Origin of the sequence: Xanthobacter variabilis (assembly GCF_043831965.2) — a bacterium.
Lineage (GTDB): Bacteria > Pseudomonadota > Alphaproteobacteria > Rhizobiales > Xanthobacteraceae > Xanthobacter.
The window spans coordinates 1,755,416-1,769,734 of the sequence record NZ_CM195533.1; the positions used below are offsets into that span (position 1 = coordinate 1,755,416).

Sequence of the window (14,319 nt, forward strand, 5' to 3'; positions counted from 1 at the left end):
CCTCCGGCGGCGCGGGCGCGCCTGATCGCCAAAATTGAACGGTGGCCAGACGCGACGGCGCGGGACCCGAGCTGGAAAACACGCTCCATCGGCGCTGTCGATGCTCCGCTCATCGGCGGGACGGGGTTGAAAGCCGCGTCCATGCGGTACCGCCCATGCCGCGAACAATCCCAGCAACGCCGCGCGGCGTCAACGTGCCTCGGCCGTGGACCTGGGGGAGAAAGCCGGAGGCGAGGCGCTCCGGCAACGGCAGGGGCAGCGCAGGTGCACATGCATGATGTTCTGCTCGTCTTGCGCGCATCATTGTGGCTCAAGGCGTGTGGACAAGGGGCTATCCTGTGGATGGGCTTCCTTCCTCTTTATGCTTCCGCTTGAGCAGGGCTTGAAGGGCGTTAATCGAAAATTTAGAAATTTGAGCTCTCGCCGGCAGGCGACCTCGGTCCCGAGGCCGGGCCGCACGCCGACATGAGGGAGAGGGCGGGGCCAGTTTGCGGAAAGATCGGCCAGACCGGTTTGCCCCACGATCGGGACTTCTCCGCTCGTTCGGCGCCCTCCGCCTTGGTGCCCTGCTCGTCGCGATGGGTCTGGCGGCCTGCTCCGGAATACAGGATGACACACGCCCCCAGGGCGTGATGGACCAGGTGAGCGCGCTCGATTTGTCGCCGCGCCAGACGAGCGCCGTGCCGGGCTCTCCCCAGATTCCCGACAATCGCCGCGCGGTGGAATATTTCGCGTCCGGAGGTGATCCGGCGGCGTCGTTCCCGGCGGAGGGGGGCGGCGCGGGCGCCGCGGCCGCCGGCTCCGGCTACGATCTCAATTTTGAAGATGCGCCCGTCGCCACGGTGGCGAAGGTGGTGCTCGGCGACATTCTCGGCCAGCCCTACGTCATCGATCCGCGGGTACAAGGCAATATCAGCCTGTCATCGGTGCGGGCGGTGCCCAAGGCGGACCTGCCCTATGTGCTGGAAACCGCGCTGAAGGCCAACAGCATCGCCATGGTGCACGATGCCTCGGGCTATCGGCTGGTGCCGCTCAGTGAAGCCGCCGGCTCCGGCAGCGTCAGCATGGGCGGCGGTCGCCCCGAGGCGGGCTATGGCGTTTCCGTCGTGCCCCTGCGTTATGTGTCGGCGGCGACCCTCATTCCCCTGCTCGACAGCTTCGCCCTTCAGGCCGGCTCGGTGCGCTCGGACCCCTCACGGAACCTGCTTTTGATCCAGGGCACGGCGGCCGAGCGCCAGCAGGCCGTGCGCACCGCCCTCTCGTTCGACGCGGACTGGATGCGCGGCCAGTCGGTGGGCATCTATCCGGTGCGAAACAGCGCGCCCGAGGCCGTGATCTCCGAGCTCGAGAACATTCTCGATTCGGGAGAGGGCGGCCTCAGCCGCAACCTGGTGAAGCTCCAGGCCATCAACCGCCTCAACTCCATCATGGTGGTGGCCAAGAAGCCGGAGCTGCTGCGCACGGCGGCCACCTGGATCGACCGGCTCGACCGCTCCGACAGCACCGTCGCGGTGCGTGTCTACCGGCTTCGCTATGGCGATGCGCGGCAGATGGCCAAGGTGCTCAATGATCTGTTCGTGGGCAGCGGCGGTTCGGCCGGGATTGACCAGGCGGCGAGCCAGATCGCCCCGGGCTCCGGCATGTCCGCCTCGGGCGGCGGGCAGAACCTGACGGTGCAGCAGCGCCTGGGCCAGCCCGCGCCGCCCCAGGCGCAAGGCCAGCCGGGTGGCGAGGAGGGCGAGGACGCCGGCGCGCCCGGTGGCGGGCGCAATGCCGCGCCGGCGGGCGGTGGCGGGCCGGTGATGACGGGGGTGCGCATCACGGCGGACGCGGTGAACAACTCGCTGCTCATCTTCGCCAGCCAGGAGAATTACCGCATCATCGAGCGCACCCTGATGCAGCTGGACCAGCCCCAGCTCCAGGTGGCCATCGAGGCCACGGTGGCCGAGGTCACCTTGAATGATACCCTGGCCTATGGCGTGCAGTTCTATCTCACCAGCAAGGATCTGGGCTTGGGGCGCAACAACGGCTCGGCCCTGAACACCCTGTCCAGCAGCGTCACCGACCAGGCCATCAACCGCGTGCTGCCGGGCTTCAACCTGCTGGTGGGGCGAGAAAATCAGCCGAAGATGATCCTCGACGCCCTGCACACCGTCACCGACGTGAAGGTGCTGTCCAATCCGTCGGTGGTGGTGGTGGACAATCAGAAGGCCACGCTCCAGGTGGGCGACGAGGTGCCGGTGTCGACCGGCAGCGCTACCGTGCTGTCCAGCTCCAACACGGTGGTCAACACCATCGAATACAAGAATACGGGCATCATCCTGAACGTGGTGCCGCGGGTGAACGTCAACGGTCAGGTCCGGCTCGACATCGAGCAGGAGATCAGCAACGTCACCCAGACCGACACCACCGGCGGCAATGGCGGCAGCTCCGGCAGCACGCTGACGCCCACCGTCTCCCAGCGCAAGGTCAAGAGCACCATCGCCGTGGCGAGCGGGCAGACGGTGCTGCTCGCCGGCCTCATCATGGAGCGCAGCAATGGCGTGCGCCAGGGCGTGCCGGTGCTCGACCAGATCCCCGGCGTCGGCGACGCCTTCGCGCACACCAACAATACGGTGAAGCGCACGGAGCTCATCATCTTCATCCGGCCGCAGATCATCCGCGACAATGTGGATGCGCACACGGTGGCGGAAGAATTGCGCGCCAAGATGAAGGGCTCGGTGGGCGTGCCGCCCGGCGGCCCGCAGCCCATTCTCAACCGGTGAGCCGCGCCATGGGTGCCCCCTGCGAGCTTCCCATGGACCGCTGCGCCCCGGCTCATGTCGCGGTGTCCCATCGCCTGCTGGCGCGCGGGTGGACCGCCCTGGGGGCGGGGCCGGCCATTGTCCTCTCGCTTGTGGTGGCTGGCGCCATGGCGGCCAGCTTTCTCCTCGCCGGGGGGCTTGAGGGCCGCTGGGTGACTATGGTCGGCGCCCTCGCGGCGGTGGCCTTCGTGCCGGTGGTCGCCGCCGTGGCGTTGGTGGACGCGCGCTTCTTCATCATTCCGAACAGCCTGAACGCGGCGGGACTGGCGCTGGGGCTCGTTTACGCCGCGACCCTGGGCGGGCAGCTGGCCTTTCCACTGGAAGCCGCCGCGCGCGGCTTGGCGCTGGCGGCGGCGTTCTGGGCCTTGCGCGGCGCCTACCGTGCGCTGCGCGGTCGTGACGGGTTGGGCCTTGGGGATGTGAAACTGGCCGGGATCGCCGGGGTGTGGCTGGAGGTGGGCGAGATCCCGCTCGCCATCGAGATCGCCGCCCTTTCGGCCCTGCTGGTGATCGGCGTCGGGCATCTGGCCGGCCGGGGGCGGCTGCGGCTTGAGCGGCGCCTGCCGTTCGGCCTGTTCCTTGCGCCTGCCATCTGGATCACTTGGGCGTTGGGTCGGGCGCTGGATCTCGATCTGATGGCATGGGGAGGGTTCTGAGCCATGGCGGGGCACGGTCAGAACACCGCTGGGTCGGGCCGGCGCGGGTGCCGGGCGCCGTGGCGTTCCGCCTTTGGTCGTCTTGCCTTGGCGGCGCTCCTCGGGCTCTCGCCGATGATGGCGGGCTCCGCTTTGGCCGGCGCGCGCGCGGACGAGACCGCGAAGGCCATGTCGCTGTACGCGAAGGGCGATTACATGGCGGCCGCCGCCCTGCTGACGCGGCTGGCGGAAGCGGGCCACGCACGGGCGCAGGCCATGCTCGGGCTGCTTTATGAATACGGCCACGGCGTGCCGCAGGATTTTGCCGTGGCCGCCTGGTGGTACGGCTGTGCGGCCGAGCGCGGCGACCCCAGCGGGCAATATCTTCTGGGCGTGCTGTACGACAAGGGGCGGGGCGTGCCGCGGGACGCGGTGCTGTCTCAGAAATGGCTGATCCTGGCCGCGTCGCGGGCTGGCCGGCAGGAGCGCGAGACCTATGCTCGCATTCGCGACGCGGTGGCCAGTAAGATGAGCCGGGCGCAGATTAATCTGGCCCAGCAGCTGGCGCTCCAATGGAGCCCTTCCGCCCCCATGGCCGCGCGCTGACGGACCTGAACAGAAGGTTCGCGCATTCCGTGCATGTAATCAGGTCGCTTGGAAACGTCCCGGCGAGGTGAGTTTTCCCGCGCGGCGCTGGCCGCCGCGCGGGACGTGCACTCAGTTCTGCAACGGCGGCTGCGTGGCCAGGGTGAACGTCGGCGGGGCGGCCTGGCCGGCGGTCACCTTGGTCGCCGTCTCCACGGCGCTCTTGCACCAGCTGTCCTTGCTGGAACACTGGACGACATTGGGATCCAAAGTCTTCGTGCCAGACGGGGTGAAGGCCGGCCAGATCTGGTACGGCGGCGTGCCGGAGGCGCTAAACGACTTTATGGTGAACTGGTATTGCCTGTTCTTGGTGTCCGTCAGCGTGATCATGCAGGGCGATGGCGTAATGTTCGGATCCAGGCCGATCGCGCCGGGCGTGGAGGAGGGGAACAGCGCGTTGGTGGTGCTGGAACAGAGCCCATAGGCCTTCCAGCCAACCTTGCCAGGGCCTGCCGATCCAAGGTTCAGGGATGCCGTGTACCAGTTATAGGCGGCGGGAGGGCTCGAGGGCAGCATCGTGGCGCTCGGCAGGCCCTTGCTGCCGCCGATGGCGAACACCAGGCCATTGGCCGGGCGCTTCTGAAGGCTGACCAGATCGTCCACCGAGAAGGCGTAGGCCGTGGCACCCAGAAAACCCTTGCTGGTGGGGCCATGGATCAGCTGGGTATAGGGGTTGAACATCCGCGCGCCGGTGGAATTCAACATGGGGTAAGCGTAATTGTATTGGATCGTGTCGTAATTGACACGCGCGTTACCGTAAAGGCTGGGTGGATCGTTGGCCTGTGGCAGCGCGGGTGCGGTGCAGCCATTGTTATTGAACGCGGCCCATCCATACAAGAAGAAGAGGTAGGTGTTGATATTTGGCAGGCCGTTGCTCTGCGGGGCCAGAAAGCTCGGTCCGGTGGTCTTGTTCCAGCAATTGTTGGCCAGGAAGCTCTTGTAATTCTGGTTGAAGCTCGCGGAAATAGGTGCATACAAGGCGTGGGACGGGCAGTTTTTGTAGGGAGAGGTGGTGCAGTTTTTCCAGTTCGCCTGCATGTTCGCGATCAGCGTCGGCGGCGTGATGCCGGATTTCGCGATGAGCAGCGGCTGCTGCGTCTTCGGGGCGTCGATATAAGTGGGGTCCATGTAGAAGTTGAAAGCGGAAGCGGCGGATGGCACGCGAATGCCCGCATTGGGGTAAAGCCGCTTTTTGGATGCCGTGACCGGATTGTTGTAGATGGGCCATTTGGTGGCTGCGGTCAGGCTGGAATTGGCGCCGGTGAAGGTCTTGAGCCGGGTCCGCCAATCGCTCACCGACATGACGCTGCCAATATAGCCCACCTTGCCACTGCTGGTGAGGGGCGCAATGGCCACCGGCAGGTAGATCTGATCGACGTACGACACATTGTAATTGGCATCGAGGTCCGCCACGATCGCGGTGTTCGACTGGTTCAGGACGTCAGCGAAGGTGAATTCGCTGAGCTGATACGGCGTCTGCAGGTCGATGGCGCTGCCCGGGATCGTCGTGACCCGGTAGGTCCGCATGTCGTTGCTGTCGCAGGCATTGCCCTTGAGGGCCGTGTTGCAGGCGGGGGCGGGGCTCCCAGAGGCCAGCGTCACCGCCTTGCCCTGGCGGCCGGCGTTCACATTGTAGCTCTGCTTCAGCGCGGTCTGGTCGTCGAACACGAAGACGCGGGCGCTCTGCCACCAGTCCACATAAGTATCGGCGGCGGGATCGCGCTTCGTATTCAGCTTGGACCACCAGGGCAGCGTGATGGAGACGGTCGCGCCGTTGGCGATGCCTTTGGTGGGGTTCACGTAGATATAATAATTATTCTTGACCGCATAGCATTGCGACGTGTCGGCGAACGCGCCCTGAAGCCAGAGGTCGCCGCCGGTGGGGCAGTTGATGGCGGCCGCGTCGAGGTGTTGCGAGCCTTGGATGACAATATAGATGGTTCCGCCCGTATTGTTGACGATGCGGACTTCTTTATAACAATGCTTTTCCGTTCCAATCTTGCAGGTAAGCGGCGCGCTGGCCGCCTTCGCTTCCGGCGCCGGGAAGCCCAGCAACAGGGCGGCGAGGGTGAGCCCGGTCGCTGCCGTTGCGCCCCGTGGGGCCGGTCGTTGGGAGGCGAAACCTGTTTTCGTCTGCATCGTGCTTACTCCCGGCTGTCTCGGGTCCCTGCCGCCGCCCTGGCAGCTGCGGGATGGGCTGGGTGCTGATGGGGAAGGTGGTCCGACGGGGCGAGAGGCCCAATCGTCGGTCGAGGCGTCAGTTGAAGCGATAGTTGAGCCCCGCGCGCACGATCACCCCGTCATAATTGACGCGGGTGACGGGCACGTTGGCGAACATGGTGGCGCCGGGTCTCCCGCCGACCAGGGCGTTGCCATCGGGATCGACCGCGCCCACGGGAGACGAGGCAAAGGTCTCGCTCCCGAGATCGTAATAGAGCGCCTCCGCCTTGACGCTCCAGCGGGAGGCGAGCAGCCATTCGCCGCCGCCACCAACGGTCCAGCCGGTGCGGGTCTTGGAGCCGCCGCCGGCGCCGCCGAAGGTGGGGTAAAGGTCGGGGAAGTTGTCGGCGAACATCACCGAGTTGGAGGTGCTGGCGCTGACGCCGCCATAGGCGAGGCCGCCGGCGGCGTAGATCAGCAGGCCGGGCATGGCCAGGTAGCCGGCGCGGGCGCGCACGGTGCCCAGCCAGTCGATATTGGCGGTGACGGTGCCGCCGCCGATGGCCGTATCCGTGAAGCCGGAGGCATCGGGACCCGTTTGGGCGAAGCCGGAATAGCGCCCCTGGCCGCGCAGGCCGGCGCCCTGGATATCTGCTTCGATACCCGCGACCAGCTGCGACCACTGCATGTTGTAGCCGGCCTGGACGCCGCCCACGAAGCCCGATTGTGAAAGGCTGGCGCTGCCCGTATTGGCCGCCGCGGTGAAGCCCGCGGGGGTGAGCCAGAAGGGATCGCCGGCCAGATTGTCGATGACCGGGATCGCGCGGGTGTCTGCGCTGCTGGAGGTGCCCCAGCCGTAGCCGGCATTGAGGCCGCCATAAAAGCCGGTCCAGGCCTGGGGCGCCGAGGTTGCCGGCTCGCTCGCCGCCGCCCCGGCATTGAAGTGATAGTTGATGCCGCCGCGAACGATCACCCCGTCATAGGTGATGCGCGTGGAGGCCTGATTGGCGAACAGAAGGCCACCGGGCGGGCCGGCCGAGCCGTCCGTGTCGATGGCTCCCACGGGCGCGCCCGCGAAGGTGGCGCTGCCGAGATTGTAATAGAGCGCCTCGGCCTTCACGCTCCAGCCTGGCGTCAGGGCCCATTCGGCGCCGCCGCCGGCGGTCCAGCCCAGCCGGGTCTCGGCGGCGCTCGCGGTTCCGCCGAAGGTGGGGTAGGTGTACGGCTGGTCGTCCGCGAAGGCGAGGGAGGCCGTCTGGGTGGCGGTGACCCCGCCATAGGCCAGGCCGCCCGTGGCATAGACAAGGATGGCGGGCGTGGCCAGATAGCCGATGCGGGCGCGCACCGTGCCCAGCCAGTCGAGGCTGCTGGAGACGTGAATGCCGCCGGCGGCCGTGTCGATCAGCCCCGAGGCGTCGGGGCCGTAGGCGACGATGCTGGCCAGGGCGCCGCTGCCGGAGATGCCGGCCCCCTGGAGGTCCGCCTCGATGCCGACAACAAGGCCTGGATTCAGCTGGAAGTTATAGCCCGCCTGCAGGCCGCCGATGACGCCGGAAGGGTTGAACGTGGACGTGCCGGTGCTGGCAAGCGCTGTATAGCCATAAGGCGTGCCCCAGGCGGGGCTGCCGGAAATGGCGTCCAGCAGCGCGACGCCCGTGGTCTGAGCCGACCCGGAGGTGCCCCAGCCATATCCCGCATTCAGGCCCGCATAGAAGCCGCTCCACGCGGGCGGCGGGGGCGAAGGGGCCTTATAGGAATTCAGATCCGCCGCGAGAGCCGGAGCGCCCGCCAGCATAGCCCCGATGGCCGCGCCCATGCCGAGCACATGGAATAGACCCTGCCTGCGCATACGCTCCCCGCCCTTGGTTCCCGCCTGGAATCCTGCCCCGATCCCAGGTGATGCACACCCATTTGTGATGGCACTTCAACGCTATGCTTGCTGGAAGGTGGCGCGACCCTGGGTCGTCTCAGTGTAGTTCCGCAACGTCCAGGATGTTCGTTTCGCCCGCTTCGTAAAGATGACTGTCTCTCACGTGCCACGACATCTTGATCTGGTATTTTATGGTGTCATTTCCTGCGGTGTCGACTGCATTTTTCTGGATAATGCCTCTGGGGCAGGTCATGCGGGTGGGGAATGCGCGCAGGAAAGCGGGGCGGGGGCGCGTGGATGCGCGGCGCCCCGCGCCGGTTCGTCGCGCGTCGGGTCTAGGCGGGATCAGCCGGCGGGATCAGGCGGCGGGGGTGCGCGGCGCCCTCACCGGGCCGAGGTCCACCTGGATCTCGTTGCCCTCGATGCGCAGGGGATAGGGGTGCAGCGCATTGCGGACCAGGTGGGTCACGCACTTGCCGCTGGTGGCGTCGAACCCCCATTGGTGGTGCGGGCAGGTGATGACGGCGCCATTGAAAGTGGAGCCTTCCAGCGGCACGTCCGCATGGGGGCAGCGGCCGCGGTAGGCCTTCAGCTCGCCGCCCGCCGGCCAGAGCAGCAGCACACTCTTTTTCCCGGCCTGGAACAGGCCCATGCCCCCTTCGCTGACGGCGTCGGTGTTGCAGATCGAGGTGAAAGCCATCGCGCTTGCCTTCTGAAACGGATCCTTCCCGTTGCGAGGCAAATTACGGACCACGAAAAACGCCTCCCCCTTGTCCATTGGAAGGGCTCCAGTGTCGCAAAAGCGACGACGATGCCGGGTATGGGCCGCGCGTGGCCGGTGATGCCGCATTGCAGCGGCCCCGGCAGATGTGGGAAGAAGGAACATCCGCCGACCGAGTTGCGGCAGTCCGTGCGGATCGTGACGAGCCCCGCTGAAGCGGGGGGATGCGCACGGCATGTGCGAATTCCGTGTCTTGGAGGCTCTTCGCTGATGAAGCGGACCGTGTCGCTTATCGTCCTGCTCCTCGCCGTGGTCGCGATCGGAGGGGTTGGCGCCTATTATTTCGCCTCGCGTGCGCGCAGCCTGCCGCCGGGCTTCGCCGCCGGCAACGGACGCATCGAGGCCACCGAGGTGGACGTGGCCACCAAGGCCGCCGGCCGCGTGGTCGACGTGCTGGTGGAGGAAGGCGACTTCGTGAAGGAAGGCCAGGTGGTCGCCCACATGGATGTGGAGGAGACCGCCGCCGCCCTGCGCACCGCCCAGGCCCAGGAACAGCAGGCCATCAAGTCGCGCGACACCGCCTCCCATGTGGTGGAGCAGCGCAAGGGCGAACTCGATCTCGCCACCAAGGAGCTGGAACGCCAGACCACCCTGGTGGCCAGCGGCTTCACCACCGTGCAGAAGGTGGATCAGTACCGCACAACCAAGCTCACCGCCCAGGCGGCGCTGGCCGCTGCCCAGAGCAGCCTTGCCGCCAGCGAATCGGCCATCCGCGCCGCCGAGGCGGAGGTGGAGCGCCTGACCCGCATGGTCCAGGACGGGACGCTGGTCGCGCCCAAGGCGGGCCGCGTGCTCTACCGGCTGGCGGAGCCCGGGGAGGTGCTGGCGGCCGGTGGCAAGGTGCTGACCCTGCTCGACCTCTCCAATGTCTACATGACCGTCTTCCTGCCCGCTTCCGACGCGGGCCGGCTGGCGCTGGGCGCCGAGGCGCGGCTGCTGCTGGAGCCGCTGCCGGACCGGGCGGTGCCGGCCAATGTGTCATTCGTGTCGGCGCGCGCGCAGTTCACGCCCAAGCAGGTGGAGACCCAGAGCGAGCGCGACCGCATGATGTTCCGCGTGAAGCTGCGGGTGCCACAGTCGCTGGTGGAAAAATACATCAACGAGGCCAAGACGGGCGTCACCGGCATGGGCTATGTGCGGCTCGATCCCACCGCCCAGTGGCCGAGCTGGCTTGATTCCGACCTGGTGCTGCAGGCCGCCGTGGCGGCGAAGGGGGCCGGCGGCCAGCCGGCGGCCGACGACGCGGACAGGGTGAAGAGCGTGCCCATCTCCCCGGCGGAGGGAGCCGATGCCCCCAAGGGCGATCCGAAGGCGGGGGCGCCGAAGTGAGCGGCGCGTGCCGTCGGTGCGGGAGCGGATCGTGAACACACCATCGGAGCGTTCGTCCGGGACCCCCGCGCCTTCGGGCGCGGCCGGGGGCGGCCGCCCGGCGGCCGTGCGCCTCGCGGGCATTCGCCACCGCTACGGCGACACCACGGCGGTGGACGGCATCGACCTCACCATTGCCGAAGGGGCGTCCGTCGCCCTGGTGGGGCCGGATGGGGTGGGCAAGTCCACCTTGCTCGGGCTCATCACGGGGGCCAAGCGCATCCAGGCGGGAACGGTGGAGGTGCTGGGCGCGGACCTGGCCACGCGCCGCCAGCGCGACCTGGTCCAGCCGCGCATCGCCTTCATGCCCCAGGGTCTGGGGCGCAATCTTTATCCCAACCTCACGGTGGCGGAGAACATCGCCTTCTTCGCCCGCCTGTTCGGGGAAAATGCCGATGCCAAGGGCGCGCGCGTGGCGCCCCTGCTGGCGGCCACGGGCCTCACGCCCTTCGCCGGGCGGCTCATGCGCAAGCTGTCCGGTGGCATGAAGCAGAAGCTCGGTTTGTGCTGCTCCCTGGTGCATGATCCCGATCTGCTGGTGCTGGACGAGCCCACCACCGGCGTCGATCCGCTCTCCCGCCGTCAGTTCTGGGACTTCGTGGAAACCATCCGCGCCGACCGCCCGCAGCTGACCTTGCTGGTTGCCACCTCCGACATGGAGGAGGCGGCCCGCTTCGGGCGGGTGGTGATGGTGGATGAAGGCCGCATCCTGGCCGATGACAGCCCGGCGGCGCTGCTGGAAAGGACCGGCCAGCCCAATCTGGAGCGCGCCTTCATCTCCCTTTTGCCCGAGGATCGGCGCGGGGATGGGGACGGGGCCGAGCGCAGCGCCCCCATTCCGGACGACGCGCCCATCGCCATCGAATCGCGCGGGCTCACCCGGCGGTTCGGGGATTTCGTGGCTGTGGACCATGTGAGCTTCAAGATCCGCCGGGGCGAGATCTTCGGCTTCCTGGGCTCCAATGGCTGCGGCAAGTCCACCACCATGAAGATGCTCACCGGCCTTCTGCCGGCGAGCGAGGGCGAGGCCCTGCTGTTCGGCGTGCCGGTGGACCCCGCCGACATCGAGACCCGGCGCCGGGTGGGCTACATGTCCCAGGCCTTCTCGCTCTATGGCGAGCTGACGGTGCGGCAGAACCTGGAACTGCACGCCCGCCTGTTCTCCCTGGAGGAGGACGCGGCGGCCCGGCGCATCGCCAAGCTGACCGACGACTTCGACCTGACGGAGCATCTCGACGCCCTTTCCGACGGCCTGCCTCTGGGCGTGCGCCAGCGCCTGTCGCTCGCGGTGGCCATCCTGCATGATCCCGAGCTGCTGATCCTCGACGAGCCCACCTCGGGCGTGGACCCGGTGGCCCGCGACGGCTTCTGGGACCACCTGCAGCGCCTGTCGCGCGAGGAGGGGGTGACCATCTTCGTCTCGACCCACTTCATGGGCGAGGCGGAGCGGTGCGATCGCATCTCCTTCATGCATGCGGGCCGCGTCATCGCCACGGGCGCGCCTGAGGAGCTGCGCCAGGCGCAGAAGGCCGCCTCGCTGGAGGAAGCCTTCATCGCCTATATGGAGATGGGCGGGCGCGAGGCGGAGACGGATGCCCGCCTGCCGCCGCCCGCGGCGACGAGCGCCCGCCGTTCCAGCTTCTCCTGGTCACGGCTCGGCGCCTATGCCTGGCGCGAGACGCTGGAGCTGCGGCGTGATCCGGTGCGGCTCGCCTTCGCCTTGCTGGGCACCGCCATTCTCATGATCATCTTCGGCTACGGCATCACGCTGGACGTGGACAAGCTGCGCTTCGCCGTGCTCGATCGTGACCAGACCGCCGAAAGCCGCGCTTATATCGATGGCTTCGCCCACTCCACCTATTTCGTGGCCGAGGCCCCGCTCGCGGACCCCGCCGACCTCGACCGGCGGCTGAAGGCCAATGACATCGCCTTCGCCATCGAGCTGCCGCCGGATTTCGGGGCTGACCTGCGGTCCGGCCGGCCCACCGAGGTGCTGGTGACCATTGACGGCGCCATGCCGTTCCGCGCCGAGACCATACAGGGCTATGTGCAACAGGTGCACCTGCAGTTCCTGCAGCAGGCGGCCCAGGAGGCGGGGCGCAGCCTCACCACCGCCGCCAGCCTGGAGATGCGCTACCGCTACAACCAGTCGTTCAAGTCCGTGGACGCCATGGTGCCCGCGGTGATCGCGCTGATGCTCATCTTCATCCCCGCCATTCTCACCGCCTTGGGCGTGGTGACGGAGAAGGAGCTGGGCTCTATCACCAATCTTTATGTAACGCCGGTGACGAAGCTGGAATTCCTGCTGGGCAAGCAGGCGCCCTATGTGGCGGTGGCGGTGTTCAACTTCTTCGTCATGGTCGGGCTGGCTCTCTTCCTGTTCGGGGTGCCGCTGAAGGGCTCGTTCCTGGGGCTGTTCCTGGGCGCGGTGGTCTATGTGCTGGCCACCACCGCCATCGGCCTCGTTTCCTCCACCCTCACCAATACCCAAGTGGCGGCCCTGTTCGGCACGGCTATCGGCACCATGATGCCGGCAACCCAGTTTTCGGGCCTGTTGCAGCCCGTGGCGACCCTGGAGGGTGCGGCCTGGGCGGTGGGCACCTTCTTTCCCACCACCTATTTCATGCGCATCAGCGTCGGCGCCTTCACCAAGGGGCTGGGCTTCATGGAGCTCGTGCCGTTCATTCTCGTCACGGCGGCCTTTTGGCCGGCGCTGCTGCTCATCGCCCACCTCATCCTGCGCAAACAGGAGACGTGAGATGGCCGCACCCGCTCCCCAAAGGCTCAGCCTGGGCGCCCGCCTCGCGGCCCGCGTGAACAATGTGCGCCACCTCCTGGTCAAGGAGCTCATTTCCCTGTGGCGGGACCGGGCGCTGCTGATCCTGGTGCTCTATGCCTTCACGGCGGCCATCTACATCCAGGCCAACGGCATGAAGCACGATCTTCACCGCGCCACGATCGGGGTGGTGGACGAGGACAATTCCGCCCTCTCCCACGCCATCCTGGATGCCTTCCTGCCGCCGCGCTTCCAGCCGCCGGTGTCGCTGGACCCGGGGCGTGTGGACAAGGAGATGGATGCCGCGCGCTACACCTTCGTTTTGAATTTCCCGCCGGATTTCCAATCGGACGTACTGGCGGGGCGTTCCCCTAGCGTCCAGCTGCTCATCGACGCCACCGCTTTGATGCAGGCGGGGCTCGGGGCCACGGACATTTCCGGCATCTTCCAGCAGGAGGTGAACCGATTCGTGTCCCGCACCGGGCGCGACACCCCGGCCCCGGCGGAGCTGAAGATCCGGGTGGCGTTCAACCAGGGGCTCGAATCTTCCTGGTTCACCGGCACCATGGGCCTCATCACCAACATCACCATGCTGTCCGTGCTCCTGGCCGGTGCGGCGCTGATCCGCGAGCGTGAGCACGGCACGCTGGAACATCTCCTGGTGCTGCCGGTTCACCCGTCCGAGATCATGCTGGCCAAGATCTTCGCCAATGGCGCGGTGATCCTTCTGGGCTCCACCTTCTCCATCGTCGTGGTGCTGAAGATGGTGATGGGCATGCAGATCGCGGGCTCGGTGCCCTTGTTCCTTGTGGGCACGGCGCTTTACCTGTTCTTCACGGCGGCACTGGGCATTTTCCTGGGCACGCTGTCGGGCTCCATGCCGCAATTCGGGCTGTTATTCTTCCTCATCGTGCTGCCCATGAACATGCTGTCGGGCGGCTTCACGCCCCTGGAGAGCATGCCCCAATGGCTGCAGACGACCATGCAGGCCTCGCCTTCCACCCAGTTCGTGGCGTTCGCCCAGGCGATCCTCTATCGCGGGGCGGGCATGGATACGGTGTGGCCGCGCTTTCTCGCCACCTTCGCCATCGGCATGCTGTTTTTCATGGTGGCGCTGGTGCGCTTCCGCAAATTCCTCGCCGCCCAGCAGTGAGGGCGGTGGGGCGGGCGCCGTCGGCTCCCGCACACAAGGAGCTATGCGGGCGAGGCGGGCACCGGTTCGCGTGAAGAAAGCGCGCCAGCTCAATGGGCTGGAGCTCCGACTCGATTCCGTGAAACGC

At 67.2% G+C, this 14,319-nt stretch carries 9 protein-coding genes; 6 read left to right on the top strand and 3 right to left on the bottom strand.

Annotated elements, in window-relative coordinates; genetic code table 11:
- Positions 1-632: 632 nt before the first annotated feature.
- From gspD to V5F26_RS07680, 3 genes are all read left to right on the top strand, one after another.
- Complete coding sequence (gspD, locus tag V5F26_RS07670; protein ID WP_394947069.1) at positions 633-2,765, top strand: type II secretion system secretin GspD; 2,133 nt, start codon at positions 633-635, stop codon at positions 2,763-2,765.
- Between the two features lie 8 nt (positions 2,766-2,773).
- On the top strand, positions 2,774-3,460 hold the full coding sequence (locus V5F26_RS07675) for a prepilin peptidase (protein ID WP_394947070.1): 687 nt from the start codon (positions 2,774-2,776) through the stop codon (positions 3,458-3,460).
- Positions 3,461-3,574: 114 nt separating this feature from the next.
- Positions 3,575-4,045, top strand: a complete 471-nt coding sequence (locus tag V5F26_RS07680; protein WP_509210544.1) for a tetratricopeptide repeat protein — start codon at positions 3,575-3,577, stop codon at positions 4,043-4,045.
- Between the two features lie 111 nt (positions 4,046-4,156).
- Here V5F26_RS07680 and V5F26_RS07685 read toward each other — a convergent pair whose 3' ends face one another.
- The 3 genes from V5F26_RS07685 to V5F26_RS07695 form a co-directional block, all read right to left on the bottom strand.
- Positions 4,157-6,139: a hypothetical protein gene (locus V5F26_RS07685; RefSeq protein ID WP_509210545.1), complete on the bottom strand. Its 1,983-nt coding sequence runs from the start codon at positions 6,137-6,139 to the stop codon at positions 4,157-4,159.
- Positions 6,140-6,341: 202 nt separating this feature from the next.
- Positions 6,342-8,093 carry an outer membrane protein gene (locus tag V5F26_RS07690; protein WP_394947073.1) on the bottom strand — a complete coding sequence of 584 codons (1,752 nt, stop codon included), beginning with the start codon at positions 8,091-8,093 and terminating at the stop codon, positions 6,342-6,344.
- 379 nt (positions 8,094-8,472) lie between these two features.
- Positions 8,473-8,814 (bottom strand): Rieske 2Fe-2S domain-containing protein, encoded by a 342-nt coding sequence (locus V5F26_RS07695; protein ID WP_394947074.1) that lies wholly within the window; start codon positions 8,812-8,814, stop codon positions 8,473-8,475.
- A gap of 303 nt (positions 8,815-9,117) precedes the next feature.
- On the opposite strand from V5F26_RS07695, the gene V5F26_RS07700 reads away from it, so the two are divergent.
- Genes V5F26_RS07700 through V5F26_RS07710 form a run of 3 tightly spaced genes read left to right on the top strand, consistent with a single transcriptional unit; the run spans position 9,118 to position 14,192 of the window.
- Complete coding sequence (locus V5F26_RS07700) at positions 9,118-10,224, top strand: HlyD family secretion protein (protein WP_509210546.1); 1,107 nt, start codon at positions 9,118-9,120, stop codon at positions 10,222-10,224.
- Positions 10,225-10,255: 31 nt separating this feature from the next.
- Positions 10,256-13,021 (top strand): ribosome-associated ATPase/putative transporter RbbA, encoded by a 2,766-nt coding sequence (gene rbbA / locus V5F26_RS07705; protein ID WP_394947076.1) that lies wholly within the window; start codon positions 10,256-10,258, stop codon positions 13,019-13,021.
- A 1-nt stretch (position 13,022) separates the two neighbouring features.
- Positions 13,023-14,192 (top strand): ABC transporter permease, encoded by a 1,170-nt coding sequence (locus V5F26_RS07710; protein WP_394947077.1) that lies wholly within the window; start codon positions 13,023-13,025, stop codon positions 14,190-14,192.
- The last annotated feature ends 127 nt before the right edge of the window (positions 14,193-14,319 follow it).

Bases quoted from the DNA above. Each gene is read 5' to 3' on its own strand.
- V5F26_RS07710 (WP_394947077.1), top strand. From the start codon at position 13,023: ATGGCCGCACCCGCTCCCCAAAGGCTCAGCCTGGGCGCCCGCCTCGCG.
- gspD (WP_394947069.1), top strand. From the start codon at position 633: ATGGACCAGGTGAGCGCGCTCGATTTGTCGCCGCGCCAGACGAGCGCC.
- V5F26_RS07695 (WP_394947074.1), bottom strand. From the start codon at position 8,814: ATGGCTTTCACCTCGATCTGCAACACCGACGCCGTCAGCGAAGGGGGC.
- V5F26_RS07680 (WP_509210544.1), top strand. From the start codon at position 3,575: ATGATGGCGGGCTCCGCTTTGGCCGGCGCGCGCGCGGACGAGACCGCG.
- V5F26_RS07690 (WP_394947073.1), bottom strand. From the start codon at position 8,093: ATGCGCAGGCAGGGTCTATTCCATGTGCTCGGCATGGGCGCGGCCATC.
- V5F26_RS07675 (WP_394947070.1), top strand. From the start codon at position 2,774: ATGGGTGCCCCCTGCGAGCTTCCCATGGACCGCTGCGCCCCGGCTCAT.